The sequence below is a fragment of the Pseudomonas sp. MF09156 genome (assembly GCF_059862305.1).
The window spans coordinates 964,980-990,512 of the sequence record NZ_JCBCUR010000001.1; the positions used below are offsets into that span (position 1 = coordinate 964,980).

The window sequence follows — 25,533 nt, forward strand, 5'->3', positions numbered from 1 at the left end:
TTAGCTGACTAATAATTAGCCACACTTTATTTTCAGTCTAATCCATGAGTTTTTTATGCCGTTAACCGATCAACACCGTTTTGGCATGCAGTTGGCGCAAATGTCCCGTGGCTGGCGCGCCGAACTGGATCGCCGCCTGGCTGGGCTGGGGTTGTCCCAGGCGCGCTGGCTGGTGCTGCTGCATCTGGCCCGCTTTGAAGAAGCACCGACCCAGCGTGAGCTGGCCCAGAGTGTCGGGGTGGAAGGGCCTACATTGGCGCGCCTGCTCGACAGCCTGGAGAGCCAGGGCCTGGTGCAACGCCAGGCTGTGCTGGAAGACCGGCGTGCCAAGCGCATTGTGTTGTGTGATCCAGCAAGGCCGTTGATCGATCAAATCGAGACCATTGCCACGGCTTTGCGCCAGGAGCTGTTTGTGGGGGTCGATGAAGAAGAGATGCGTGTGTGCATGCGTGTGCATGGGCATATTCTGGCGAACCTGGAAAAGACCTGATCCGATTACGCCGCTGATCAAAATGTGGGAGCGGGCTTGCTCGCGAAAGAGGTGTGTCAGTCAATGTATCCGGTGACTGAACCACTGCTTTCGCGAGCAAGCCCGCTCCCACACAAGCCTGCTCCACCTCGGATAAGCGTCGTTGTTAGAACGTCTGCCCAAGATTCAGATACACCGCCTTCTGATTGTCATCATTAAACCCATAGCTGAAGTTCAACGGCCCCAGCGGTGTATCAAACCCGAGGAAGATGCTCGCGGCATTGATATAGCCACTGTCGAACTCATTGTCGTTGTTCCACGCCCGCCCGCGTTCCAGGGAGGCGCCCAGGTACAGCGGGAAGTCCAACGGCAAGTAGGAGCGTGGGGTGAGGCGGCGGTAGTAGACCGCGCGCATCAGGCTGACGTTCTGCCCGGAAATCGCATCCTGGCGGAACCCTGACAGCTGCCGCGCACCGCCCAGCAGGAAGCTGGAAATCACCACGTCGGAATCATCCAGGGTGCGCCCGTAGCGCCCGCCCAGTACCAGGGTGTCCGGGCCGTGGCTCATGGCCTTGTCCAGCTTGAACTCCCATTGCCGGTAGCGCTGGTCGGAGCCCAGGCCCGGTTCGAATTCGCGGTAGGCCAGGCCAATATCTTCACCGGTATGGGGGAAGTACACGTTGTCCAGGGAGTCGAAGGAGTACTTCAGTTCATAGAAACCCTCGTTGAAGCTCACGCTGGGCAAGTCGCGGTCGCCGATGCGCACATCGGCCTTGCCCCAGGCTTCGCCGACGCCGAAGCGGATTTCGCCGCTGTTGCCGATCTGCCGGCCAACGTTCAGGCCAAACCCATAGCGCTCCAGACGGTATTCGGAGATCGGGTCGTTATCCAGGATCAGTTCGACGTTCTGCGCCTGCGCGCTGATATAGGGTGCGACGAAGTAACGTGAGCCGGTATCCATCGGCTGGTAGAACTCACTGTACAGCTCCTGTCGATCGCCGATCTGCACCCTGGTGAGCCATTCGGCGCCAAGGCGGTTGATGCCGTTGACACGGTAGCTGGCGCCGAGGTTGAACGCGCTGTCGCCGCGCATGTCATCGGACAGGTTGAGCCCCAGGCGCAGGTAGTCGGTGCCGCTGCGTTTGCCGCGCGCGCTGATGACCAGGGTGTTGTCCGGGCCTTTTTTCACCACGCGGTATTGCACCTGCTCGAAGTAATCCAGGCCGTACAGGGTGCCCATGTCCGATTGCAGGCGGGCCAGGTTCAGCGGCTCGCCAATGGGTTGGCGGATGTAGTAGCGGATCACGTCGTCGCCGACTTTCGAGTCGTTCTCCACCTTGATCGCGGTAATCGTCGGGTTGCGCTGGCCTGGGGTGCGGGCGGCGGTCAGTTCGGCGTCCACCGACCCGGTTGGGCGCAGGCGTGCCAGGCGGGTATCCAGGGCCCTGGTGGCGCGGTAGCCAGCGTCGATCATGTCCTTGGCGCGGCCAAAATCGGTCACGCCATATGCGGCCAAGGGTGGCTGGATCAGCACGTCGCCTGGGTGCAGGGCCTTGAGTTGTTCCTCGGAGTTGCGGCGGGTCATCAGGGTGATGGACTGGTTGAGCACATCCACCACCGTCGCCAGTTGCTTGCGGTTGCGCAACGGCGTGCCGATATCCACCACGATGGCGATATCGACTCCCATCTCCCGCGCCACATCCAGGGGGATGTTATCGGTCATGCCGCCATCCACCAGCAGCCGGCCGTCCAGTTCCACCGGGGCGAACACTGCGGGGATCGACATGCTGGCGCGAATCACTTGAGGCAGATGGCCCTTGCGAAACACCACTTTCTCGCCGCTGGTGATGTCGGTGGCCACCGCGCGAAAGGGAATCGGCAGCTTGTCGAAGTCGCGGGTATTGCTGCTGTGGGCGAACATGCTCTCCAGCAGCAGCGCCAGGTTCTGGCCTTGGATCACGCCCAGGGGCAGGCCCAGGCTGCCGTCGTCGCGAAAGCTCAGTTTCTGCTTGATCAGGAAGTCCCGGTCATCCTGCTTGCGCCGGAACGGCACGTCTTCCCTGGGCGGGGCGTCGGACAGCGCTAATTGCCAGTCGATGCTCAGTGCCAGTTTTTCCAGTTCGTCGATCTTGTAGCCCGACGCGTACAACCCGCCAATCACCGCGCCCATGCTGGTGCCGGCAATCGCATCGATGTGGATGCCTTGCTCTTCGAGGGCCTTGAGCACGCCGATGTGCGCCAGGCCACGGGCGGCGCCGCCGGAAAGCACCAGGCCGATTTTCGGGCGTGGGGTTTCAACGGCTTGGGCAAGGACAGGGAGCAGGCACAGCAGCAGGCAGGACAACAGGCGGCGCATCATCAATCTCGGGGCTGGGCGGCAAAGGCCGGTATTATAGCCATCCGATCCACCTGTCTCGTCATCTCAGGAGTTCTTCATTTTATGTCCGCATCCAAGCCCGAGATTGTCATCACCTATTGCACCCAATGTCAGTGGCTGCTGCGCGCCGCGTGGCTGGCCCAGGAACTGCTGAGCACCTTTGCCGACGACCTCGGCAAAGTCGCCCTGGAGCCGGCGACCGGCGGGGCGTTTCGCATCACCTGCGACGGCGTACAGATCTGGGAGCGCAAGGCCGATGGCGGTTTCCCCGAGGCCAAGGTGCTCAAGCAGCGGGTGCGCGACCAGATCGCCCCAGATCGGGACCTGGGGCACAACGACCGGACTTCGTAGGCGACACTGCCGGCGCATGGCCGGCAGTGTGGGGTGGTTTATTTGGCGGCCATTTTATTCTTGATCCAGCCGACGACAAACGTCAGCACCAGGCCGCCGACACCGCCGCCGACGATATTGCTGCCCACGGCGGCAACATCCAGCGCGCCACCCGCTGGCATGCCAGTGATCGCCGCGACGATCTGCCCCAGCACCAGGCCGCCGACGCCACCGACCACCGTATTGAGCCCGGAGCCCAGGCCTTGCTTGCTCAGACCGGCAATGTTGCCGCCGACTGCGCCACTGATGATCTGAATGATCAGGGGGATGAACATGTCCATGGTGAAACTCCTGCATAGCATTAAGGGAGCGACCACTCGCATGCAGCAACTTCAAGGACCACGGCTGTCGTCGAGGAGTCTGTATCCGTTGAACGACAGCTGACTGTTGCGGATAGGAAAAGTATAGATCAGGCCATGGCCGGCGGCTGTTTGGCCTTGGCCGGGCGGCTCATCAAGCCCGAGACGACGATGGCGGCAATGATCAGCGCGCCGCCCAGCAACATGCGCAGGGTCGGGGTTTCGCTGAACAGCAGCCAGGCTACGGTGATGCCATACACCGGCTCCATGGCGAACACCACCGCGGCGGTGCGCGCCTTGAGCACCTTGAGGCTGGCGACAAACAAACTGTGGGCCAGCCCGGTACAAAACACCCCCAGCAGACCGATCCACAACCAGTCCAGGGCACGTACCTCGCCAAGGCCTGGAGCGGCGACGGGCAGCAGGCACACGGCGACCACTACGTTTTGGCACAGGGCTGCCTGCACCGGGGGAATGCTGGCGCTGGCGCGGTTGTTCAACGAGAGCAGCGAGAACAGCAGGCCCGAGACCACGGCCCAGACCAGGCCGCTGGTGGCTTGGCTGGCCAGGTCGAAGTCCGGGGTGACCAGCACCAGGCCGACGCTGACCAGCACCACCAGTACCATTTCATTGGCGCGGATCCGCTCGCGGAAGATCAGGCCTTCAAGGACCACCGTGAACGCCGGGAACGTGGCGAACCCCAGCGTCGCAATCGCCACCCCCGCCACTTTTACCGCGATGAAGAAACTCACCCAGTGCCCGGCCAGCAGCAGGCCGCTGAGCAGCAGGCGCCGTAGGTCAGCGCTGTAGAGTTTTTGCCACGGTGTGCTGCTGGCAAAACGCGCGAACAGCACCAGGGCCAGCACCGCGAAAGCGGCACGGCCAAACACAATAATGCTCGGCGAGGCGGCGGCGAGTTTGCCGAAGACGCCAGTAAGGCCAAACATCAGTGCACCGATGTGCAGGGCGCCGAGGGCAGTGCGCGGGGTCATGACAATCCTTAAAGCAGTGGGCAGGCAGGCATCCAGTCTAGAGCGCCTGGCGCCTGGGTGTCTGTCGTGGGAATCGCCGGTTTTATCGCAGGACTAGCGCCCGTTGTCGAGCCGGCGCAGGGCTCCGGGCGAGCTGCCGAACGCGCGCAACATCGCTGCGGCAAACGCACTTTGCGAACCGTAGCCAACCCGCGCGGCGATCTCGCCAATCGGCAGGTGGCTGTCGCGCAGCAAGCCACGGGCCATGTGCAGGCGGCGGTTGCGGATGTAGTCCATGGGGGTCAGCCCGCATTCGGCGATAAAGCGTGCGTGCAGGCGGGCGACGGACATATCCGCCAGCCGCGCCAGATCCGCGACCTGCAGCGGGTAGGCCGCATGCTGGTCGATATGGGCGTTGAATGCGCCATAGGGCAGGCGTCGCGCGCCGGTTTGAGCCTGCGGCTGGCCATTGAGCGTAGCCAATAACAGCACCGCGCCTTGCTGGGCGATCAGTGGGTCATCCAGGGCGCCGCTCGCCAGCCAGTTGACCAATTGGCCCTGGCGGGCATCCAGGGTCACCCGGGCCGGTTGGTCGAGCAGGCGGCGACTGGCATCCGCGTGCTCGCCCAAAGATTGCACCATCCACTGTTCGTCGGGCACATCCAGCACCAGGCATTGGCTGCCCCGGGGGCTGCCACAGCTGTGGTGGGTGGAGAAGGGCAGGACCATCACCCCTTGTGGGCAAATCTCGCCGCCCATGCCTTCGACCTCGAAATCCAGGCGGCCGGCCAGGCCGAACACCAGTTGCGCGTGGTCATGGCTATGGGCAATCAGGTCATGGGTGTAATGGCGCAGCGTGAGGGTCGGTCTCATCGCAATCTCCCGGGCAGGCCGGCAGTTTACACCGCCCGACGGGCGGCGGGCGCTGTCATCTGACTGACGCAAGACTGTCATGGGCTATTAATTGCCCGGGAGCAAGCTGGCGAAAACACCCTCGAGGTATGCCATGACCAGCGCCGAGATCGCCAAACCCAGCCGCAAGCAACGGGTTCGTACCCTGTGGATCTCCGACGTGCACCTGGGCACCCGGGACTGCCAGGCGGAACATCTGTCGCAGTTCCTCAAGGGCTACCATGCCGACAAGGTGTACCTGGTGGGCGATATCATCGACGGCTGGAAAATGCGCGGCGGCATGTATTGGCCCCAGGCCCATACGAACGTGATCCGCCGCCTGCTGACCATGAGCAAGCGCGGCACCGAGGTGATCTACGTCACTGGCAACCACGACGAGTTCCTGCGCCGCTATTCAAAGCTGATCCTGGGCAATATCCAACTGGTGGACGAAGCGGTGCATGTGACCGCCGATGGCCGGCATTTGCTGGTGATCCACGGCGACCAGTTCGACGTGATCACCCGCTACCACCGCTGGCTGGCGTTTCTTGGCGATTCGGCCTACGAATTCACCCTGACCCTCAACCGCTGGTTGAACCACTGGCGGGCGCGTTATGGATATGGCTACTGGTCGCTGTCGGCGTACCTCAAGCATAAGGTGAAGACAGCGGTGAGCTTTATCAGCGATTTCGAGGAAGCCATCGCCCACGAAGTGACCAAGCGCGAGTTGCACGGCGTAGTGTGCGGGCATATCCACCATGCGGAGATTCGCAAGGTGGGCGAGGTGGACTACCTCAATTGCGGGGATTGGGTGGAGTCGTGCACGGCATTGATCGAGCACTGGGATGGGCATATCGAGTTGTATCGGTTGGCGGATGCCCAGGCCAGGGAGGCGCAGGTCAAGGCCGAGATGGTTGCGGGCTGAAGATCGCCTCGGTCAAAAATGTGGGAGCGGGCTTGCTCGCGAATGCGGTGTATCAGTCAACATATCCATCACTGACCCACCGCATTCGCGAGCAAGCCCGCTCCCACATTTGATTCGGTTTCGTCAGTTGCGGCACACGTCTGCAATGGCCTCGGCCAGCAACCCCAGCCGCGTTTCATCAATCCCGGCCACGTTGGCGCGCCCGGAACTGACCATGTACACGCTGTGTTTTTCCCGCAGCTGTTTCACCTGCTCGGCACTCAGGCCGGTGTAGGAAAACATCCCGCGCTGCACGCCGACATGGGCAAAGCGCTCAGACAGCCCGTGGGGCGCCAGCGCTTCGACCAGGCCCGAACGCAGTTGCGCGATACGCGAACGCATGCCTTCGACTTCGCTGCTCCACAGCTGCTTGAGCGCACTGTCACCGAGGATAGTCGCGACCACGGCGGCCCCGTGATCCGGTGGTGTCGACCACAGGTTGCGCGCGATAAACGCCAGTTGGCTGCGCACATCCAACAGTTTCTCGGCATCGTTGGCACACACGATCAGCGCGCCGACGCGGTCGCTGTACAAGCCGAAATTCTTCGAGCAGGAGCTGGTGATCAGCACCTCAGGCAGTTCATCGGCAAACAGGCGTACCGCCCATGCGTCCTGCTCCAGACCATCGCCAAAGCCCTGGTAGGCGAAGTCGATCAGCGGCAGCAACTGGCGCTCGCGCACGATCTGCAGCACCTGGCGCCAGTCGTCCTGGGACAGGTCGAAACCGGTGGGGTTGTGGCAGCAGGCGTGCAGCAGCACCACGTCGCCCTCGGGCACGGTGGCCAGGGTGGCGAGCATGGCCGGCACGTCCAGGCGGTTGTCACTGCCCACATAGGGGTAGTGGCTGACCTTGAGCCCGGCCTTGGCGAAGATGGTTTCGTGGATCGGCCACGTCGGGTTGCTCAACCACACGCCACGGCCTGGCAGGCTGTGGGCGATGAAGTCGGCGCTCAGGCGCAGGGCGCCGGTGCCACCCGGGGTTTGCGTGGCGCCGGCGCGTTGTGCCTTGAGCAGCGCGGAGCCTGCGCCCAGCACTAATTCGCTGATCAGGCGGCCGAAAGCCGGGTCGCCATGCCCGCCGATGTAAGTCTTGGTGGTTTGCTGCTCGACCAGGCGCTGCTCGGCGCGTTTTACCGCCTGCAGGATCGGGGTCAGGCCCTGGGCATCCTTATACACGCCCACGCCCAGGTCGAATTTTTGCGGGTTGGCGTCCTTGGCATAGGACTCCATCAGCCCCAGGATCGGATCACCAGGCACCCGGCCAATCGCGGCGAAATGCATCACTTGCGGCCCTCGGCGTCCTTGGCCACTTCGTCGGTGCGCGCGGCCATGATGAAGTCGTTGCGGTGCAGGCCCTTGATCGAGTGGCTCCACCAGGTCACGGTGACTTTGCCCCATTCGGTCAGCAGGCCTGGGTGATGGCCTTCAGCCTCGGAGATTTCGCCCATGGCGTTGGTAAAGGCCAGGGCGAATTTGAAGTTCTTGAACAGGAATACTTTTTCCAGCTGCATCACGCCGTCGCGCACTTCGATGTTCCAGTCTGGGATCTGCTTGATCAGCACCGGCAGTTCTTCGTCGCTGACTTGCGGGGCGTCGGCGCGGCAGGCTTCGCAATGGGCTTGGTTCAAGGTGGTCATAAAGGTGTTCCTGAAATCGAGTATGTGGAATTCGGTTGCCAGTCGCGTCACCCTAAAGCAACGCGCGGCCAGGGAACAGGCTCACCTGGCCTTTAAAGCATCAGTTCAAGCCGCCTTGGGCTTGGGTGGGAACAGCGGCGCGTGCAGACCCAGCTGCATGCCGCGCTCGACCATGCCCATGATGTCTTCCTGCGCCACTTCGAACAGGCGCTTGAGGTTGGGCAGGGCGAAATACAGCGGCTGCAGGATATCGATGCGATAGGGCGTGCGCATGGCTTCCAGAGGGTCGAAGGCTTGGTGCTTGGGCTCATCCGAGAGGCAGTACACCGTCTCCTTGGGCGACGACAGGATGCCGCCACCATAGATGCGCCGGCCTTCGGGGGTGTCCACCAGGCCGAACTCGATGGTCATCCAGTACAGGCGCGCCAGGTACACCCGTTGCTCCTTGGTGGCTGCGAGGCCGAGCTTGCCGTAGGTGTGGGTGAATTCGGCGAACCAGGGGTTGGTCAGCAGCGGGCAGTGTCCGAAAATCTCGTGGAAAATATCCGGCTCTTGCAGGTAATCCAGCTCTTCGCGGGTACGAATAAAGGTCGCCACCGGAAACTGCTTGTTGGCGAGCAATTCAAAGAAGGTCTGGAAGGGGATCAGCGCCGGGACCCGCGCCACTTGCCAGCCCGTGGTTTCGGCCAGCACTTTGTTGATTTCGGCGAGTTGCGGAATACGGTCATGGGGCAGGCCGAGCTTGTCGATGCCGTCCAGGTATTCCTGGCAGGCGCGACCCTCGATCACTTTCAATTGGCGAGTGATCAGGGTGTTCCACACCGCATGTTCTTCGGGCGGGTAGTGGATAAAACCTTGCGCATCGGGCTCGCGGGCCACGTAGTGCGTCTGCTTCATACGGCTCTCCTGCTAGGCATTCGTTCTTGTTATGTCCTGCTATGGGCTTATTGATACTCCGCCTGGCGGTGGATTCCACCTGCCACTAGGTTAAGGCTGTAGGAAAATTCACCGGTTTTCGTAAAGTATTCGTTACGGTTGGGTGGTTATGCACCCGGCATTGGGATTTTCGGGTTTGAAAAGGTCACTGTCTGTCACATAATCTTGACGACTATCTGCGTCCGGCGACAAAAAGACGCAGCCCGATCAGCCCTCCTACAACAAACCGGGCCTTTACATGCGTATCAAAGTGCATTGCCAGAACCGCATTGGCATCCTGCGGGACATCCTCAACCTGCTGGTGGAGTACGGCGTCAACGTGGCCAAGGGCGAGGTCGGCGGCGAACATGGCAATGCCATCTACCTGTACTGCCCGAATCTGGTGAATATGCAATTCCAGGCCCTGCGCCCGCAGTTCGAGGCGATTGCCGGGGTGTTTGGCGTCAAACGGGTAGGGCTGATGCCCAGCGAGCGCCGGCACATGGAACTCAACGCCTTGCTGGGGGCGTTGGAATTCCCGGTGCTGTCCATCGACATGGGCGGCTCGATTGTCGCGGCCAACCGCGCGGCGGCGCAGCTGCTCGGGGTGCGCGTGGACGAAGTACCGGGCATTCCCTTGTCGCGCTACGCCGAGGACTTCGACCTGCCGGAGCTGGTGCGTGCGAGCAAGTCGCGGATCAATGGCCTGCGGGTCAAGGTCAAGGGGGACGTGTTTCTTGCAGACATCGCCCCGCTGCAATCGTCCGAGCATGACGACAGCGAAGCCATGGCCGGTGCCGTGCTGACCTTGCACCGCGCCGACCGCGTCGGCGAGCGTATCTACAATGTGCGCAAGCAGGAGCTGCGGGGCTTTGACAGTATTTTCCAGAGCTCCAAAGTCATGGCCGCGGTGGTGCGTGAAGCCCGGCGCATGGCGCCCCTCGATGCCCCTCTATTAATAGAAGGCGAAACCGGCACCGGCAAGGAACTGCTGGCGCGCGCCTGTCATCTGGCCAGCCCGCGCGGGCAGTCGCCGTTGATGGCGCTCAATTGCGCGGGGTTGCCGGAGTCGATGGCCGAGACCGAGCTGTTCGGCTACGGCCCTGGTGCGTTTGAAGGGGCGCGGGCGGAGGGCAAGCTGGGGCTGCTGGAGTTGACGGCGGGCGGTACGTTGTTTCTGGATGGCGTGGGCGAAATGAGCGCGCGGTTGCAGGTGAAGTTACTGCGCTTTCTGCAGGACGGTTGCTTCCGGCGCGTAGGCAGTGACGAAGAGGTTTATCTGGATGTGCGGGTGATCTGCGCGACCCAGGTGGATTTGTCGGAATTGTGTGCCCGAGGGGAGTTTCGCCAGGACCTGTATCACCGGCTCAATGTGTTGTCGCTGCATATCCCGCCGCTGCGCGAATGCCTCGACGGGCTGCCGCCGCTGGTCGAGCACTTTATCGACCAGGCCAGCCGCCTGATCGGCTGCCCGCTGCCCAGGCTGGCTCCGGCGGCCATGGAGCGGCTCAGTCACTACCATTGGCCGGGCAATGTGCGGCAGTTGGAAAACGTGCTGTTCCAGGCGGTGTCGTTGTGCGAGGGCGGCACGATCAAGGCTGAGCATATTCGCTTGCCGGACTACGGCGTGCGCCAGCCGCTTGGCGATTTCTCCCTGGAGGGCGGCCTGGAAGAGATTGTCGGGCGGTTTGAAAAGGCGGTGTTGGAAAGCCTGTATACAGAGCACCCCAGCAGTCGCTTGCTGGGTAAGCGCCTGGGCGTGTCCCACACCACCATCGCCAACAAATTGCGCGATTACGCAGTGCTCAAGGCCGACAAATAAACCCCTGACGCAACGGGATTAAAAATGTGGGAGCGGGCTTGCTCGCGAAGGCGGTGGATCAGTCAATACAGGTACCGACTGATCCACCGCCTTCGCGAGCAAGTCGAATCGTCGCACCGCCGCCCCCACAATGGACCTGTGTCACTGCCAAGACCGGTGTTTGCCGCAACCGGCAGAACTCCGCCGTTTTTCCGACTCGTCCTGCCCCTGCAATAATCCTTGATACGCCCCAACCCCTTGCCCCACCTGCCTTTCCCTGACTTTTAAAAAGTTGGTGCGCAAATTGCTAAAGACTCCTCAGTACATCGGTGGGCGGCAAACGTCCGTCAGTAAGAGGAATGAGCGTGGACAAGTACCTTTATGTGGCAATGACCGGCGCCAGCCAGAATGCACTGGCGCAAAAGGCCCATGCCAACAACCTGGCGAACATTTCCACCAACGGTTTTCAGCGTGACCTGGAACAGGCCCGCTCGATGCCGGTGTTTGGTGACAGCTTTCCGGCGCGGGCGTTTGCCCTGACCGAGCGCCCCGGCACCGATTTTTCCCCTGGCTCGATGGTCGAGACCGGCCGTGACCTGGACGTTGCCGTCGGCGGTGACGGCTGGATCGCCGTGCAAACCCCCGATGGCGGCGAAGCCTACGTGCGTACCGCCAGCATGAATATCGACGCACTGGGCGTGCTGCGGGCCGGCAACGGTATGCCGATCATGGGCAATGGCGGGCCGATTTCGGTGCCGCCCGAGCAGAAGGTCGAAGTCGGCGAAGACGGCACCATCAGCATCCGCGCCATGGGCGAAGGCCCGCGGGTGATGGCTGAAGTGGACCGCATCAAGCTGGTCAAGCCGGACCTGGCCAACATGACCAAGGGCCTGGATGGCGCGATCCACACCAAGGACGGCCAGCCGGCGGTGGCCGATGCCAGCGTCAAGGTGAACTCGGGCTTCCTGCAGTCGAGCAACGTCAATGCCGTCGAAGAAATGACGGCGGTGCTGGCCCTGTCCAAGCAGTTCGAATTGCACGTGAAAATGATGAACAGCGCCAAAGAAGACGACCAGGCCATGACTCGCGTCATGCAGATGAGCTGATTGCAGCGCCACTGACTACTAATTTTGTAACGCGGCGCCAACAAACAGGCGCACGAAGGAGAACAGCATGCTTCCGGCTCTATGGGTTGCCAAAACCGGTCTGTCCGCCCAGGACACCAACCTGACCGTTATTTCCAACAACCTGGCGAACGTTTCGACCACGGGCTTTAAACGTGATCGCGCCGAGTTCCAGGACCTGCTCTATCAAATCAAGCGCCAGCCGGGTGCACAGTCGACCCAGGACAGCGAATTGCCGTCGGGCCTGCAAGTGGGTACCGGTGTGTCCATCGTCGGCACCCAGAAGAACTTCACCGCCGGCAACCTGCAACAGACCGGGCAGCCGCTGGACATGGCGATCAATGGCCGTGGCTTCTTCCAGATCCTGCAACCGGATGGCACTACGTCCTACACCCGTGACGGTACTTTCCACCTGGACTCCAACGGCCAGGTCGTGACCGCCAACGGTTTTGCCCTGGAGCCGGCAATTGTCGTGCCCAACGATGCCCAGACCTTCACGGTCGGCGCCGACGGCACCGTGTCCGTCACCATTGCCGGCAACCCGGCATCGCAAGTGATCGGCAACCTGCAAACCGCCGACTTCATTAACCCGGCCGGCCTGCAAGCCACCGGTAACAACCTGTTCCTGGAAACCGCCGCCAGCGGTGCGCCGCAAGTCGGCACCCCGGGCCTCAACGGGTTTGGCACCACCCTGCAAAGCACCCTGGAAACCTCCAACGTCAGCACCGTGGAAGAGATGGTCAACATGATCACCACCCAGCGTGCCTACGAGATGAACTCCAAGGTGATCTCCACCGCCGACCAGATGCTTTCGTTCGTTACGCAGAATCTGTAATCCAGTCTATGGGGCGCTCATAAGGCGCCTGCAACACCGTGAGGGAAGGGTCATGAGTCGCTTTGTTTCTGTTCTGGCATTGAGTGGGATTGCCGTGCTCGCGGGCTGTGTCGCCCCGACGCCAAAACCCAATGACCCGTACTACGCGCCGGTGTTGCCGCGCACGCCGCTGCCAGCTGCCGCCAACAATGGCTCGATCTACCAGGCCGGTTTCGAACAGAACCTGTACAGCGACCGCAAGGCGTTCCGTGTGGGCGACATCATCACCATCACCCTGAACGAGCGCACCACGGCGAGCAAGAACGCCAACTCCCAGGTGGCCAAGAACAGCAAGACCGGCATCGGCCTGACCTCGCTGTTTGGCGGTGGCTTGAACACCAACAACCCCCTGGGCAGCGGTGACTTGAGCCTGGACGTGGGCTACAGCGGCGACCGTGCCACCAACGGCAGCAGCAAGGCCGGGCAGGGCAACAGCCTGGTGGGCTCGATCACCGTGACCGTGGCCGATGTGCTGCCCAACGGCATCATTGCCGTGCGCGGCGAGAAGTGGATGACCCTCAACACCGGTGACGAACTGGTGCGCATCGCCGGCATGGTGCGCGCGGACGATATCGCCACCGACAACACCGTGCCGTCCACACGGATTGCCGATGCACGCATTACCTATTCGGGTACGGGTTCGTTTGCCGACGCCAGTCAGCCGGGTTGGTTCGACCGTTTCTTCCTTAGCCCGCTGTTCCCTTTCTAGGTGATCACTTTGAATTTCAAACAGCTGATGGCAGCGGTGTTGTTGCTCTCCCTGAGCGTTGCTGCCCAGGCCGAACGCCTGAAGGACATCGCCAGTATTTCCGGGGTGCGCACCAACCAGTTGATCGGCTATGGCCTGGTGGTGGGGCTCAACGGCACGGGTGACCAGACCACCCAGACCCCGTTCACCCTGCAGACCTTCAACAACATGCTCTCGCAGTTCGGGATCAAGGTGCCGCCAGGGTCGGGCAACGTGCAGTTGAAAAACGTCGCGGCGGTGTCGATCAGTGCCGATCTGCCGGCGTTCTCCAAGCCGGGGCAGGTGGTGGACATCACCGTATCGTCCATCGGTAACTCCAAAAGCCTGCGCGGCGGCACCTTGCTGATGACGCCGCTCAAAGGTATCGACGGCAACGTCTATGCCATCGCCCAGGGCAACCTGGTGGTGGGCGGGTTTGATGCAGAAGGCCGCGACGGCTCGAAGATCACCGTCAACGTGCCGTCGGCCGGGCGGATTCCTGGCGGTGCCACGGTGGAGCGCACCGTGCCCAGTGGTTTCAACCAGGGTAACAGCCTGACCCTGAACCTCAACCGTTCAGACTTCACCACCGCCAAGCGCGTGGTGGACAAGATCAACGACATGCTCGGCCCTGGCGTGGCCCAGGCCATCGACGGCGGCTCGATCCGCGTGACTGCGCCGCTGGACCCAAGCCAGCGTGTGGACTACCTGTCGATCCTGGAAAACCTTGAGGTCGATCCGGGCCAGGCGGTGGCCAAGGTCATCATCAACTCGCGCACCGGTACTATCGTGATCGGCCAGAACGTCAAGGTGTCGCCGGCAGCCGTAACCCACGGCAGCCTGACCGTGACCATCACCGAAGACCCGATTGTCAGCCAGCCTGGGCCGCTGTCCGGTGGCCAGACTGCTGTGGTCCCGCGTTCGCGGGTCAATGCCCAGCAAGAAGCCAAGCCGATGTTCAAGTTCGGCCCCGGTACCACCCTGGATGAAATCGTACGTGCGGTGAACCAGGTGGGTGCGGCGCCCGGCGACTTGATGGCGATCCTCGAAGCCCTGAAACAGGCCGGCGCCTTGCAAGCCGACCTGATCGTGATTTGAGGTCATGGCCATGGACATGCGCAAGAGCGGTATCGCCAGCACGGCAGACTCGGGGTCTTACTCCGACCTGAACCGGCTTAACCAGCTCAAGTTTGGCGACAAGAACAGCGACGGCAACATGCGCAAAGTGGCGCAGGAATTCGAGTCGCTGTTTCTCAACGAGATGCTCAAATCCATGCGCTCGGCCACCGACGCCCTGGGCAAGGACAACCCGCTGAACACGCCGGCGGCCAAGCAGTATCAGGAAATGTACGATCAGCAACTGGCGGTCTCGCTGTCCCGCGAGGGCGGCGGTATCGGCCTTGCGGACGTTTTGCTGCGCCAGATGCAAAAGAACAAACCGGTGGAAGGGCAGGCCTCGACCTTGCAGGGCCCGGACGCGATCGAGAAGAAAGTCGACGTCCCCACGCCGATTGCCGCCGGCACCCTGGCGGATGGCCCGCTGGGCCGTTCCAATGGCCAGCGCGCGCTGTGGGCGGCGCGGGTCGAAGTGGCGCCACGGGCCGATGAAGGCACGCTGCGCAATGACATGGCCCTGATGAATCAGCGGCGCATCGCCTTGCCGAGCAAGCTCACTGATCGCCTGCTGGCCGGTATCGTGCCGGGTGTCGAGGCGCCGGCTGCTGCCAAGGCGGCGCCACTGCGCAACAGCGCGGCCGAAGATGGTGTGATCAACGGTGCCGCGCGCACCTTTGCCGCCCGCGATTCGCGCATGCAGGTCTACGGCCGCGCCGTGGCCCAGCCACCGCTGGCCCCGGCGAAAAAAGCCTTCACTTCCCAAGACGAATTTGTCGCCACCATGCTGCCCATGGCCAAGCAGGCAGCCGAGCGCATTGGCATCGACCCACGCTACCTTGTGGCCCAGGCCGCCCTGGAAACCGGTTGGGGCAAATCGGTGATGCGCCAGCAAGACGGCAGCAGCAGCCACAACCTGTTTGGCATTAAGGCCGGGCAGAGCTGGCAGGGCGCCCAGGCGCGGGCGATCACCAGCGAGTTTCGCAATGGCGAGATGGTCAAGGAAACGGCGCAGTTCCGTTCCTACGACTCGTACCAGGACAGCTTCCACGACCTCGTGACCCTGTTGCAAAGCAATGATAGATATCAAGAAGTTCTGAAGTCGGCCGATAACCCGGAACAGTTTGTACGCGAGTTGCAAAAAGCCGGTTATGCAACGGATCCGGACTACGCCAGCAAGATTTCGCAGATCGCCAAAACCATGAACAGCTACCAAAACTACGCTGCCGCTGGCGCATCCACTCATTTATAAGGTTTGAACCATGGGTTTGCTCAATATCGGGATGTCAGGACTCAATGCGGCTCAGGGATCGCTTGCGACCTTGAGTAACAACATTGCCAACGCCAAGACCCCTGGATACTCGCGTCAGCAGACCATGCAGACGGCCAATGGCATGTCCGGGGTCGGCGGGGTCTTTGTCGGCACTGGCACGACGCTGTCGGATGTGCGCCGGGTGTATAACCAGTTCCTCGACACCCAGTTGCAGACCACCACATCGCTGAACTTCGACGCCAAGGCCTACCTGGACCAGATCGGTTCGGTGGACAAGCTGCTGTCCGACAAGTCCACCGGGGTCGGTGCGGCCTTGAACAGTTTCTTCGCCGCGTTGCAGACGTCCTCGGCAAACCCTAGCGACAACTCCGCGCGCCAGTTGGTCTTGACCATTGCCCAGACCCTGGGCAACCGCTTCAACTCGATTGCGACCGAACTGAATAAACAGAAAGAAGGCATCAACAGCCAACTGGAAACCATCACCGGCCAGGTCAACCAGTTGACCTCCTCGATTGCCGCCCTCAACCAGCAGATTTCCCAGGCCAAGGGCCAGGGCAACGGCGAGCCGGCGAACCTGCTGGATGCGCGCAACGAAGCGGTGCGCTCGCTCAACGAACTGGTGGGGGTCAAGGTCACTGAGGCGGACGGCCACTTCAATGTCTCCCTGGGCACCGGGCAAACCCTGGTCGCGGACGGCGTGTCGAACAAGCTGTCGGCAGTGCCGAGCAAGGATGACAAGAGTCAGTACTCGGTGGTGTTGACCACCGGTGGGCAACCGATGGACGTCAGTTCGGTGGTCAGCGGTGGCTCCATTGGCGGCTTGCTGCGGTATCGCCAGGACGTGCTGATGCCGGCCATCAACGACCTGGGGCGTACCGCCATGGTTGTCGGTGAAGCGGTCAATACCCAGTTGGGGCAGGGCCTGGACGCCAACGGGCAGTTCGGCGCCGCGCTGTTCAATGACATCAACAGTGTGTTTGCCATCGGCCAGCGCAGTGTGGGCGGCTCCAGCAACAGTGCGAACTCCGGCAACCTGAACGTCACGATCAAAGACACCAGCAAACTGAGCACCTTTGACTACAAAGTGACCTTCAGTGACGACAAGAACTACACCGTGCTGCGTTCGGACGGTAAGTCCATGGGCACCTTCGACATCACCCAGACGCCACCGGAAATCGACGGCTTCACCCTGGCCCTGGATGGCAAGGGCCCGGTGGCTGCTGGCGATACGTTCAAGGTCAGCCCGACCGCCGGTGGCGCGATGGACCTCAAGGTGGTGATGACCGACCCCAACAAGCTGGCGTTTTCTGCGCCGCTGCTGGCCGAGGGCAACAAGAACAACAGCGGCACTGGCGTGTTTGATCCGCCGACCCTGACGCTGCCCCTGGATATCCATGGCGGTGCCGACACGGCGCAGTTGGAAGCGGCAATCAAGAGCTCGATGCCGGTCAAGATGACCTTTGGCGAGCGTGCCGCCGATGGTACCCAGAGCTATGTGATCAATAATGCCCAGGGCCAGCCCATTGGCACCGGTACCATCGTGCCCGGCCAGGACAACAAGCTGACGATCAATGTGCCCTACGTCGACGGCGCCGGTAATGCGAAGACGTTCGGGGTCAACACAGTGATCCGTGGCGAACCCAAGCCGGATGATAGCTACACCGTGTCGTTCAACAGCAGCGGCAAGCTCGACAACCGCAACGCCCTGCAATTGCTCGACCTGCAAACCCGCAAGACCGTGGGCGCCACCGATGGCAACGCCGGCGTGAGCATGAGTACCGCGTACAGCCAGTTGGTCTCGTCCGTGGGCGGCAAGGCCAGCCAGGCCAACGTCGACAACAGCGCGACCAGCGCCATGCTTGCGGCCGCCACCTCTAATCGCAGCTCTGTGTCCCAGGTCAACCTGGACGAGGAGGCCGGCGACATGATCCGTTTCCAGCAGTACTACACCGCGTCGTCGCAGATCATTAAAGCTGCGCAAGAAACCTTCAGCACGCTGATCAACAGTCTTTAAGGGAGTTTGAGACGATGCGTATCTCGACCGAACAGTATTTCAATACCACGACTGCGCGTTACACCAACAACTTCTCCAACGTCATCAAGACGCAGCAGCAGATCGACTCCGGCGTGCGTATTCAAACTGCGGCGGATGATCCTGTAGGAGCGGCGCGTTTGCTACTGCTGCAACAGCAGCAGGACATGTTGGGGCAGTACGCCGGCAATATCGGCAGCATGAAGAACTCGCTCAACAGCGAGGAAAGCGTGCTTGACGCTCTCGACACTGCGCTGCAGCGTGCCAGTGAACTGTCGCTGAAAGTGGCGGGTAAGGGCGGTGGCGGTATCAGCGATGCCGAGCGCAAGACCGTGGCCGCCGAAATCGGTGAAATCGAGAAGCAGGTGCTGAGCCTGCTCAACAGCAAGGACTCGTCCGGTCATTACCTGTTTGCCGGCGGCAAGAGCGATACGCCGCCCTACGCCCGTAACAGCGACGGCACCTACAGCTACCAGGGTGACGAAACGCCCCTGAGCCTGAAGGTCTCGGACACTTTGTCGATGGTGGTCAACGACACCGGCAAGTCGATCCTCGAAGGCACGGTGAATGCTGGTCGCACCCAGGCCATCGGTAGTGTCAACGATGGCAAGGTGCTGGTCTCGGGCGGCATCGTGACCTCGCCGTCGACCTACGACAGCAGCTTCACTGGCGGCCAGCCGTACAAGCTGACCTTTATCAGTAGCACCGAATACACCGTGTCGGATGCGGCGGGTAACGACATCACGTCGCAAACCCCGGGCAACGGCAAGTTCGATGCGACCAAGGAAGGCAGTGCGTCGGTCACCGTGCGCGGCGTGACGTTTGATATCGGCCAGAACCTGGGCGACGCCAAGCCCGGCGCCGAAGCGGACGCGATCTACAAGGACCGCGAATTCACCCTGCAAAGCAAGCCGGACAGCTTCAGTGTCTCGCGCACGCCGAGCAACCAGTCCTCGGCGCAGTTGGCGGGTGGCACGGTCACCAGCCAGGCTGACTACAGCAGCACGTTCCCGAACAAGGGCGCGGTGATCAAATTCACCTCGGCCACTGCTTACGAGGTGTACGCCCAGCCGATCACCGCCGACAGCAAGCCGGTCTCCAACGGCACTGTGGTACCTGGCACGCCAGCGCAGCCGGGGCCACCGCCGGTGCCCGCGACACCAGACAGCATCACCGCTGCGGGCGTGAAGTTCGACCTCACCGGCGCGCCAGACATCGGTGACCAGTTCGCCGTGGGTTCCAATACCCACAAGACGCAAAACGCGCTGGATACCCTCAGCCAGTTGCGCCAGGCCCTGGAAACCCCGTCCGACGGCAACCCGCTGGCCCAGGCCATGGTGACCGATGTGGTCAACGCGGCCATTACCAATATCAAGGCTTCGCAGGTTCAGATCGATAGTGTGCGCGGCTCCATTGGCGCGCGGATGAACTCGCTGGCAATTCAGGAAACGGAGAACACCAGCATGGTTCTGGCCAACAAGTCGACCATCGCAGTCATTGGTGACACCGATATGGCTGGAGCCTCGATTGATCTGGCTTTTCAGAAGGCAATGTTGGAGGCCTCGCAGTTGGCCTTTGTGAAAATCTCTCAGCTGAGCCTGTTCAGCAAGATGTAAACGCTTGAGCAATCCCCGACGGCCCACCGTGGAAACACGGTGGGCCGTCGTCGTTTCTAGCGCAGGCTTTTGAACAAAGCGCACAAAAATGAGTGACCTATGAGTCATAAAGCGCATCTTCACTGTATCGTGTGAAAAGGCCAGACCGCTTTGCAGGCTTTGGCTTCGGTAGTTTCGGCGGGTTTTTGCGGGGTTATCCCCTTTATTGTCAGCGCTCCTGAAGGGTTTTCAGGGGTGTTCTCCAGCTATTTTGTATTGGGAAGCCACAATGATTGGCATAAAAAGCATCGCCAGCTACGTGCCGGCAGAAGGGCTGGACAACTACGCCCAGGGTGCAAAATTCGCCAAGGATGAAGAGTTCATCATTGGCAAGATCGGCTCGGCGTTCCTGCCGCGCAAGGATGCTGCACAGGAAACCTCGGATTTGTGCGTCGAGGCAGTCAATGCCTTGTTTGCCAACAACCCCGGGCTCAAGCGTGAGTCGATTGACGCGCTGATCGTCGTGACCCAGAACGGCGACGAAGAAGGGCTGCCGCACACCGCCGCCATCGTCCAGGACAAGCTGGGCCTGCCAACCCACGTCGCGGCCTTCGATATTTCCCTGGGCTGCTCCGGCTACGTCTACGGCATCTACGCGATGAAAGGCTTCATGGAAGCCGCCGGCCTGAAAAACGGCCTGCTGGTGACCGCCGACCCGTACTCGAAGATCGTCGACCCGGAAGATCGCAACACCACCATGCTGTTTGGCGACGCCGCCACCGCTACCTGGATGGGCGAAGACGCTCCCTGGCAGCTGGGCAAGGCCAAGTTCGGCACCGACGGCTCCGGCGCACCGCACTTGAAGGTCAGCGATGGGGTGTTCTTCATGAATGGCCGCCAGGTCTTCAACTTCGCATTGCTCAAAGTGCCGGCGCATTTGCACGAGCTGCTCAAAGAGTCGGACCTTGTGGCCGATGACATCGACGCGTTCTGCATCCACCAGGGCAGTGCGGCGATTGTCGACGCCGTGGCCCGCCGTTTTGAAGATGCACCGGTGGAGAAATTCATCAAGGATATGGTCGAGACCGGTAACACCGTGTCATCGAGCATTCCGCTGCTGCTGGAAAAGCACGTGATGGACGCCGAGTGGAAGCGCGTGGCCCTGAGTGGGTTTGGCGTTGGCCTGTCGTGGGGCTCGGCGATTATCTATCGGCCGTGATGCTTTGATAGGCTGCATAAAAAACGCCCAGGGTCGAAAGATCATGGGCGTTTTTTTATGCGCGTATTGAGGCGGTGTTCTGGCGCCAGTAACCCGTGATCGCTGGCATTTTGACCATCTATAAGGCCTTGAAATACAAGGGGTGGCACAGGGCTAGTAAAAAAATTCAAAAAAATCCTCAAGCAACCTGCATTCACGACGATAACTATTACGAAGGTTCTCTAGGCCACACCCGGCGGTTGCCAGGGCCGGAAGCCGCAGTATCCAACCCACGAGGATTTCGTCATGGCTTTATCAGTAAACACCAACATTACATCGTTGACCGTTCAGCGGAACCTGAACAAAGCCGGCGATGCCCTGGGCACCTCGATGACCCGTCTGTCTTCCGGCCTGAAAATCAACAGCGCCAAAGACGACGCCGCTGGCATGCAGATCGCTAACCGTCTGACTTCCCAAGTCAAAGGCATGACCGTTGCCATCGCCAACGCCAACAACGGTACTTCCATCGCCCAGACCGCTGAAGGCGCGATGCAAGAATCCACCAACATTCTGCAACGTCTGCGTGAACTGGCTCTGCAGTCCGCGAACGGTGATAAAAGCGACGCTGACCGTGCTTCCTTGCAGCAAGAGTTTACGGCTAAATCCGGTGAGCTGACTCGTATTGCTCAGACCACTACTTTCGGTGGTCGTAAACTGCTGGATGGCTCCTTCCAGAACGTTGGCTTCCAGATCGGTGCTGATGCCAACCAGACTATTTCGTTTGGTATGAGCGACCTGAGCGCTGCGGGCCTGAAGGGTACTTACAGCGAAGCAAATGTAAAAGGTGCAACCACCTCCCTATCGGCTTCCGTTACTGCTAATGCTGTAACGCTGCCAGGTGGTACTCCAGCAGTCACTACCACTACTCCGTTCACCTCTACCGGTAACGCTGCGTGGGGCACCATCCCAGCTGGTGGTGAAACACTGACCATCAACTCTAAAGCGGTAACGCTGACAGCTGGCATGACGTTGACTGCAGCCATTACTGCAATCAACAACACCGCAGATATTGGTGTTGTTGCAAGCGACGATGCCGGCAAGCTGAAACTGACCTCTGCTGCGGCAATCACTGTAGCTGGTGGTACTGCCAACAGCGGTATGACTACTCCAGTTGCGGTTGCAGGTACTACTACCACTACCCCGGCTGTGCCTGGCAAGCTGGACGCTAAAGCTGAGATTAATATCAATGGCAAAAACGTTGCCTTTGCTGTTGGTGACGACCTAGCTGCAATCGCTGGCAAGATCAACACTGCGGCCGCTGATGTAGCTGGCCCGCCGATTGTTCCTGGCACTGGCGTTACCGCCACTGTTTCTTCGGAAGGCCGCTTGCTGCTGAGCTCCGCTGATGGCAAAGCTATCAAGCTGGGCAACGGTACTGGCGTAGCTACAAATGGTGGTGCTGGCGCACTGGCCAAGTTGGGTCTGTCGGCCGGTACTACTGAAGCCAAGCTGGGCACCGCTACTTCGGTAAGCTTGAACGGTACTGAAGTGAAGTTCACTGCTGGTTCGACCATGGCTGACATCGTGTCGTCCATCAACAGCGCCAGTACCGGTGTGACTGCCAGTAAAAACGCTGACAACACCCTGAACCTGTTCTCCACCAAAGACATCACTGTTGCTGACGGTAGCGCCGGTACTGGCTTGGCTACCTTGGGTCTGACCGCAGCGTCTGCAACTCCGACCGCAGCTACCACCATGGACACGACTGTTGCTGACCTGAGCATTCTGAGCGCAACCTCTGCTCAACAAACCATCCAGGCTCTGGAAGGCGCGATTCAGCAAGTGGATAGCCAGCGTTCGCAACTGGGTGCTGTACAAAACCGTTTCGACAGCACCGTGGCCAACCTGCAAAGCATCTCTGAAAACTCCACTGCTGCCCGTAGCCGTGTACAGGACGCCGACTTCGCTTCTGAAGCCGCTGAACTGACCAAGCAGCAAACCCTGCAACAGGCTTCGACTGCGATCCTGTCCCAGGCCAACCAACTGCCATCCGCTGTTCTGAAGCTGCTTCAGTAATAGTCGGTATCGGTTGATTAACGGAAGGGCGCGTCTACGTGCCCTTTCGTTTTTTTCAGTTTTGAGGTGATGACATGGACATGAGCATCAAGCTGAACGCGTCTTACCCGGCTGGGACAACCCAGGCCCCTAGCGCTTCCGTCACGCCGGTCAAGCCCGCGCCGGAGAATGACTCGGCTTCCACCGAGGCCCCGCAGCGTGTGGCATTAGAAAAAGCTGTAACCGATATTCGCGAGTTTGTGCAGGCTACCCAGCGTAACCTGGACTTTTCCATCGATGACACCACCGGTAAAGTGGTCGTCAAGGTGATCGCCACCGACAGTGGCGAAGTGATCCGCCAGATTCCATCGGAGACCGCGCTGAAGCTGGCGCAGAACCTGAGCGATGCCAGCAGTCTGTTGTTTGATACACGGGCTTGAGTTGGCACGAAACATGTTTCTGATTGCTGTCTGGGCGTTCATCCGCCAATAAAGCGGCAGCCGCAGGACAAGGAGAAAAGCAAATGGCTAGTTCAACGATTTCCGGCCCGGGTTCGGGCTACGACACGCAGGCTATCGTCAAGGCGTTGGTGGGGGCGGAAAAAGCGCCAAAGCAATCCCAAATCACCAACCAGCAAAAAATTACCACAACTCAGTTGTCGGCAGTTGGCACTGTAAAGAGTGCGCTGGAAGCCTATCGGGCGGCGATCGCCAAGTTGAACAACGTGTCAGCCTTCAATGGGCTGGCGGCTACCTCGTCCGAAGATAAAAACATCAAGGTTACACTGGGTGATGCAGCCTCCAGTGGCAAATACGTGGTTGTGGTAAATGACTTGGCGACTTCGTCCAAGGCAACCACTAAGGTATTCACTGGTGCGGCAGCAGTAGCCAACCCAACTGAAGAAAACCAGACGCTGACTATCACTCAGTCGGGCAAGAATTACGACGTATTGATACCAGGCGGCGCGACCCTGCAACAAGTGCGTGAGTCGATCAACACCCAGCTGTCTGCCCAAGGTATCAGTGCCAACGTGTTGAGTGACTCCAACGGCGCACGCCTGGTGATTGGCTCAAGCAATACCGGCGTTGGAACCGACATCACATTGAGTGGCAACGCAGACCTGGCAGTTGGTTACGACAAGGGGCCAGTCGCGCAGAACGCGAAGTACACCATCGATGGTATTGCCATGGAGTCCACGAGCAACAAGGTGACTTCTGCTATCAGTGGTGTGACGTTGGACTTAGTAGCGGCTGACAAAACCAAGCCAATCACCATCAACGTTGAAAGCAACACGGCTACGCTGAAGACCTCGGTGCAGTCCTTTGTCACGGCGTACAACGCCCTGATGACGAGTATCAATGCCCAGACCAAGGTTACCGCCACCGGCGATGCTGCGACTACCACGGCTGGCGCCTTGACCGGTGATGCGTCGATGCGCGACCTTGTTTCCAGCGTGCGCAGTGAATTGGTCAACGGTTCGGGCGGGGGATCTATTAGCAGTCTTTCCCAGATGGGTATCACCACGGATCAGAAAACCGGCTTGTTAAGCCTGGACGATAAGTCGTGGGATAAGGCAGTGGTTAAGGGGGCGGCTGATATTGCCAAGCTCTTCACGGGTACCAATGGCTTGATTTCGCGTATGACCAAGGTCACCGATTCCTACGTCGGTACCACTGGGACGCTGGCCTCTCGTGTCACGGATCTCAATAACAAGTTCACGGCTCTGACAACCCAGCAGGCAGACCTTGATCGGCGCATGGAGAGCTTGCAGACGAGCCTCATGTCCAAATACACGGCGATGGACACGATGATCGCCAAGATCAATGCCAGCAGCTCCAGCATCATGACCACTCTCAACTCGCTGAATAATCCCAAATCATCAAGCTGATCCCGGGCTGGCTGACGTGCTCAAGAAGGGTACGTCAGCTCCTTCGGGGGGCGAGTGCTGGATTAAAGTTTTTTACGTCCTGGTCGAAAAACTGGTTAGAGCAAACCTATTCGCCCATGGCGTGTAACGAGGTAGCAACATGAACCCGATGAAAGCCCTTCGCCAATATCAGAAGGTTAACTCCCACGCTCAGGTGTCCGAGGCCAGCCCTCACCGCCTGATCCAGATGCTGCTTGAGGGCGGCCTTGATCGTATGGCTCAGGCCAAAGGGGCAATGGCCCGTGGCGACGTGGCTCAAAAATGCGTACTGATTGCCAAGGCTATCGACATCATCACTGGGTTGCGTCAAGGGCTCGATGAAGAGAAGGCTGACGATCCTGCCGCGATCCAGCAGTTGGACAGTCTGTACGAATATATGAATACACGTCTGGTTCAAGCCAATTCCAGCAACGATCCCGAAATTATCGACGAAGTTGCCCGCCTGATGATCACCGTGAAACAAGGCTGGGATGCCATCGCGCCACAATAAGGCCGTCGGCCTTGAGGAACACAGCATGAGCCACGCACTGCAACGGATTGACGAAACCCGCGACGCTTTGGTTGGCGCACTGGCAGAGCGCAATTGGGATGCGATCAGCGAATTGGACATGGGCTGCCGTGTCTGGATCGACGAGGTGCTCAGCGAAGCGCCGGTGGACGAGGACGCGCTGCGGGAGAAGCTGGAAAGCCTGTTAGCGGTCTACCAGCAGTTGCTGGAAGTGACGACCGGCGAGCGCCAGGCGATATTTGAAGAGATGTCGCAGATCAACCAAGCGAAAAATGCGTCAAAGGTTTACCATCTGTTCGGCTGATCTGGCTCAGTTAATCCGAACATAGTGCGTCATAAATTTGACTGCTCGCATAATTTTGACTTAACTAGTGCTATTTTCAGACGTCAGGT

At 60.3% G+C, this 25,533-nt stretch carries 24 protein-coding genes; 17 read left to right on the forward strand and 7 right to left on the reverse strand.

Going from position 1 to position 25,533, the window contains the following annotated elements; translation table 11 throughout:
- Positions 1 to 55: 55 nt before the first annotated feature.
- Positions 56 to 490: a MarR family transcriptional regulator gene (locus AC19YY_RS04640; protein WP_169955894.1), complete on the forward strand. Its 435-nt coding sequence runs from the start codon at positions 56 to 58 to the stop codon at positions 488 to 490.
- A 145-nt stretch (positions 491 to 635) separates the two neighbouring features.
- On the opposite strand, the gene AC19YY_RS04645 is transcribed toward AC19YY_RS04640, so the two are convergent.
- The gene (locus tag AC19YY_RS04645) at positions 636 to 2,825 is read right to left on the reverse strand and encodes a patatin-like phospholipase family protein (RefSeq protein WP_170042604.1); all 2,190 of its coding nucleotides are present in this window, start codon (positions 2,823 to 2,825) and stop codon (positions 636 to 638) included.
- A gap of 84 nt (positions 2,826 to 2,909) precedes the next feature.
- On the opposite strand from AC19YY_RS04645, the gene AC19YY_RS04650 reads away from it, so the two are divergent.
- On the forward strand, positions 2,910 to 3,197 hold the full coding sequence (locus AC19YY_RS04650; RefSeq protein WP_500603899.1) for an Rdx family protein: 288 nt from the start codon (positions 2,910 to 2,912) through the stop codon (positions 3,195 to 3,197).
- A gap of 38 nt (positions 3,198 to 3,235) precedes the next feature.
- Here the strand turns inward: AC19YY_RS04650 and AC19YY_RS04655 are convergent, their stop codons facing one another.
- The 3 genes from AC19YY_RS04655 to AC19YY_RS04665 form a co-directional block, all read right to left on the reverse strand.
- Positions 3,236 to 3,517 (reverse strand): hypothetical protein, encoded by a 282-nt coding sequence (locus tag AC19YY_RS04655; RefSeq protein ID WP_169955899.1) that lies wholly within the window; start codon positions 3,515 to 3,517, stop codon positions 3,236 to 3,238.
- A 128-nt stretch (positions 3,518 to 3,645) separates the two neighbouring features.
- Positions 3,646 to 4,527 (reverse strand): DMT family transporter, encoded by an 882-nt coding sequence (locus tag AC19YY_RS04660; RefSeq protein WP_500603900.1) that lies wholly within the window; start codon positions 4,525 to 4,527, stop codon positions 3,646 to 3,648.
- A 93-nt stretch (positions 4,528 to 4,620) separates the two neighbouring features.
- Positions 4,621 to 5,379 carry a helix-turn-helix transcriptional regulator gene (locus AC19YY_RS04665; RefSeq protein WP_432754484.1) on the reverse strand — a complete coding sequence of 253 codons (759 nt, stop codon included), beginning with the start codon at positions 5,377 to 5,379 and terminating at the stop codon, positions 4,621 to 4,623.
- 133 nt (positions 5,380 to 5,512) lie between these two features.
- Here AC19YY_RS04665 and AC19YY_RS04670 point away from each other — a divergent pair, with 133 nt between their 5' ends.
- Entirely contained in the window at positions 5,513 to 6,322 is an 810-nt protein-coding gene (locus AC19YY_RS04670; RefSeq protein WP_169955905.1) for a UDP-2,3-diacylglucosamine diphosphatase, read from the forward strand.
- A gap of 123 nt (positions 6,323 to 6,445) precedes the next feature.
- On the opposite strand, the gene AC19YY_RS04675 is transcribed toward AC19YY_RS04670, so the two are convergent.
- From AC19YY_RS04675 to phhA, 3 genes are all read right to left on the reverse strand, one after another.
- Entirely contained in the window at positions 6,446 to 7,645 is a 1,200-nt protein-coding gene (locus AC19YY_RS04675) for an amino acid aminotransferase (RefSeq protein ID WP_500603901.1), read from the reverse strand.
- Positions 7,642 to 7,998 (reverse strand): 4a-hydroxytetrahydrobiopterin dehydratase, encoded by a 357-nt coding sequence (locus tag AC19YY_RS04680; protein WP_017134918.1) that lies wholly within the window; start codon positions 7,996 to 7,998, stop codon positions 7,642 to 7,644. The genes AC19YY_RS04675 and AC19YY_RS04680 overlap by 4 nt, the downstream gene beginning before the upstream one ends.
- A 105-nt stretch (positions 7,999 to 8,103) precedes the next feature.
- On the reverse strand, positions 8,104 to 8,895 hold the full coding sequence (gene phhA, locus AC19YY_RS04685; protein WP_099168095.1) for a phenylalanine 4-monooxygenase: 792 nt from the start codon (positions 8,893 to 8,895) through the stop codon (positions 8,104 to 8,106).
- 277 nt (positions 8,896 to 9,172) lie between these two features.
- On the opposite strand from phhA, the gene AC19YY_RS04690 reads away from it, so the two are divergent.
- From AC19YY_RS04690 to fliT, 14 genes are all read left to right on the forward strand, one after another.
- Positions 9,173 to 10,735, forward strand: a complete 1,563-nt coding sequence (locus AC19YY_RS04690; protein WP_500603902.1) for a sigma-54-dependent transcriptional regulator — start codon at positions 9,173 to 9,175, stop codon at positions 10,733 to 10,735.
- Positions 10,736 to 11,079: 344 nt separating this feature from the next.
- Positions 11,080 to 11,820, forward strand: a complete 741-nt coding sequence (locus tag AC19YY_RS04695) for a flagellar basal body rod protein FlgF (protein ID WP_057438904.1) — start codon at positions 11,080 to 11,082, stop codon at positions 11,818 to 11,820.
- 67 nt (positions 11,821 to 11,887) lie between these two features.
- Positions 11,888 to 12,673, forward strand: a complete 786-nt coding sequence (gene flgG / locus AC19YY_RS04700; protein WP_057958870.1) for a flagellar basal-body rod protein FlgG — start codon at positions 11,888 to 11,890, stop codon at positions 12,671 to 12,673.
- Between the two features lie 52 nt (positions 12,674 to 12,725).
- The gene (gene flgH, locus AC19YY_RS04705) at positions 12,726 to 13,421 is read left to right on the forward strand and encodes a flagellar basal body L-ring protein FlgH (RefSeq protein WP_032859002.1); all 696 of its coding nucleotides are present in this window, start codon (positions 12,726 to 12,728) and stop codon (positions 13,419 to 13,421) included.
- Between the two features lie 27 nt (positions 13,422 to 13,448).
- Complete coding sequence (locus tag AC19YY_RS04710; protein WP_169955967.1) at positions 13,449 to 14,537, forward strand: flagellar basal body P-ring protein FlgI; 1,089 nt, start codon at positions 13,449 to 13,451, stop codon at positions 14,535 to 14,537.
- 4 nt (positions 14,538 to 14,541) lie between these two features.
- A complete protein-coding gene (gene flgJ / locus AC19YY_RS04715) occupies positions 14,542 to 15,804 on the forward strand; it encodes a flagellar assembly peptidoglycan hydrolase FlgJ (RefSeq protein WP_169955911.1) in 1,263 nt (420 codons plus the stop codon).
- A gap of 10 nt (positions 15,805 to 15,814) precedes the next feature.
- The gene (gene flgK / locus AC19YY_RS04720; protein WP_170042612.1) at positions 15,815 to 17,839 is read left to right on the forward strand and encodes a flagellar hook-associated protein FlgK; all 2,025 of its coding nucleotides are present in this window, start codon (positions 15,815 to 15,817) and stop codon (positions 17,837 to 17,839) included.
- Between the two features lie 14 nt (positions 17,840 to 17,853).
- Positions 17,854 to 19,473, forward strand: coding sequence for a flagellar hook-associated protein 3 (locus AC19YY_RS04725; RefSeq protein ID WP_170042613.1), 1,620 nt, complete (start codon positions 17,854 to 17,856; stop codon positions 19,471 to 19,473).
- Positions 19,474 to 19,741: 268 nt separating this feature from the next.
- Positions 19,742 to 20,671, forward strand: a complete 930-nt coding sequence (locus AC19YY_RS04730) for a ketoacyl-ACP synthase III (protein ID WP_170042614.1) — start codon at positions 19,742 to 19,744, stop codon at positions 20,669 to 20,671.
- A gap of 285 nt (positions 20,672 to 20,956) precedes the next feature.
- The gene (locus AC19YY_RS04735; protein ID WP_170056957.1) at positions 20,957 to 22,726 is read left to right on the forward strand and encodes a flagellin N-terminal helical domain-containing protein; all 1,770 of its coding nucleotides are present in this window, start codon (positions 20,957 to 20,959) and stop codon (positions 22,724 to 22,726) included.
- 74 nt (positions 22,727 to 22,800) lie between these two features.
- Positions 22,801 to 23,145, forward strand: coding sequence for a flagellar protein FlaG (locus AC19YY_RS04740; protein ID WP_170042616.1), 345 nt, complete (start codon positions 22,801 to 22,803; stop codon positions 23,143 to 23,145).
- Between the two features lie 83 nt (positions 23,146 to 23,228).
- Positions 23,229 to 24,593 (forward strand): flagellar filament capping protein FliD, encoded by a 1,365-nt coding sequence (gene fliD, locus AC19YY_RS04745; RefSeq protein ID WP_169955917.1) that lies wholly within the window; start codon positions 23,229 to 23,231, stop codon positions 24,591 to 24,593.
- A gap of 139 nt (positions 24,594 to 24,732) precedes the next feature.
- Positions 24,733 to 25,122 carry a flagellar export chaperone FliS gene (gene fliS, locus AC19YY_RS04750; protein ID WP_169955918.1) on the forward strand — a complete coding sequence of 130 codons (390 nt, stop codon included), beginning with the start codon at positions 24,733 to 24,735 and terminating at the stop codon, positions 25,120 to 25,122.
- Between the two features lie 25 nt (positions 25,123 to 25,147).
- Positions 25,148 to 25,444: a flagellar protein FliT gene (fliT, locus tag AC19YY_RS04755; RefSeq protein WP_057438799.1), complete on the forward strand. Its 297-nt coding sequence runs from the start codon at positions 25,148 to 25,150 to the stop codon at positions 25,442 to 25,444.
- The last annotated feature ends 89 nt before the right edge of the window (positions 25,445 to 25,533 follow it).

Bases quoted from the DNA above. Each gene is read 5' to 3' on its own strand.
- AC19YY_RS04640 (WP_169955894.1), top strand. From the start codon at position 56: ATGCCGTTAACCGATCAACACCGTTTTGGCATGCAGTTGGCGCAAATG.
- AC19YY_RS04645 (WP_170042604.1), bottom strand. From the start codon at position 2,825: ATGCGCCGCCTGTTGTCCTGCCTGCTGCTGTGCCTGCTCCCTGTCCTT.
- AC19YY_RS04650 (WP_500603899.1), top strand. From the start codon at position 2,910: ATGTCCGCATCCAAGCCCGAGATTGTCATCACCTATTGCACCCAATGT.
- AC19YY_RS04655 (WP_169955899.1), bottom strand. From the start codon at position 3,517: ATGGACATGTTCATCCCCCTGATCATTCAGATCATCAGTGGCGCAGTC.
- AC19YY_RS04660 (WP_500603900.1), bottom strand. From the start codon at position 4,527: ATGACCCCGCGCACTGCCCTCGGCGCCCTGCACATCGGTGCACTGATG.
- AC19YY_RS04665 (WP_432754484.1), bottom strand. From the start codon at position 5,379: ATGAGACCGACCCTCACGCTGCGCCATTACACCCATGACCTGATTGCC.
- AC19YY_RS04670 (WP_169955905.1), top strand. From the start codon at position 5,513: ATGACCAGCGCCGAGATCGCCAAACCCAGCCGCAAGCAACGGGTTCGT.
- AC19YY_RS04680 (WP_017134918.1), bottom strand. From the start codon at position 7,998: ATGACCACCTTGAACCAAGCCCATTGCGAAGCCTGCCGCGCCGACGCC.
- phhA (WP_099168095.1), bottom strand. From the start codon at position 8,895: ATGAAGCAGACGCACTACGTGGCCCGCGAGCCCGATGCGCAAGGTTTT.
- AC19YY_RS04690 (WP_500603902.1), top strand. From the start codon at position 9,173: ATGCGTATCAAAGTGCATTGCCAGAACCGCATTGGCATCCTGCGGGAC.
- flgG (WP_057958870.1), top strand. From the start codon at position 11,888: ATGCTTCCGGCTCTATGGGTTGCCAAAACCGGTCTGTCCGCCCAGGAC.
- flgH (WP_032859002.1), top strand. From the start codon at position 12,726: ATGAGTCGCTTTGTTTCTGTTCTGGCATTGAGTGGGATTGCCGTGCTC.
- AC19YY_RS04710 (WP_169955967.1), top strand. From the start codon at position 13,449: ATGGCAGCGGTGTTGTTGCTCTCCCTGAGCGTTGCTGCCCAGGCCGAA.
- flgJ (WP_169955911.1), top strand. From the start codon at position 14,542: ATGGCCATGGACATGCGCAAGAGCGGTATCGCCAGCACGGCAGACTCG.
- flgK (WP_170042612.1), top strand. From the start codon at position 15,815: ATGGGTTTGCTCAATATCGGGATGTCAGGACTCAATGCGGCTCAGGGA.
- AC19YY_RS04725 (WP_170042613.1), top strand. From the start codon at position 17,854: ATGCGTATCTCGACCGAACAGTATTTCAATACCACGACTGCGCGTTAC.
- AC19YY_RS04730 (WP_170042614.1), top strand. From the start codon at position 19,742: ATGATTGGCATAAAAAGCATCGCCAGCTACGTGCCGGCAGAAGGGCTG.
- AC19YY_RS04735 (WP_170056957.1), top strand. From the start codon at position 20,957: ATGGCTTTATCAGTAAACACCAACATTACATCGTTGACCGTTCAGCGG.
- AC19YY_RS04740 (WP_170042616.1), top strand. From the start codon at position 22,801: ATGGACATGAGCATCAAGCTGAACGCGTCTTACCCGGCTGGGACAACC.
- fliD (WP_169955917.1), top strand. From the start codon at position 23,229: ATGGCTAGTTCAACGATTTCCGGCCCGGGTTCGGGCTACGACACGCAG.
- fliS (WP_169955918.1), top strand. From the start codon at position 24,733: ATGAACCCGATGAAAGCCCTTCGCCAATATCAGAAGGTTAACTCCCAC.
- fliT (WP_057438799.1), top strand. From the start codon at position 25,148: ATGAGCCACGCACTGCAACGGATTGACGAAACCCGCGACGCTTTGGTT.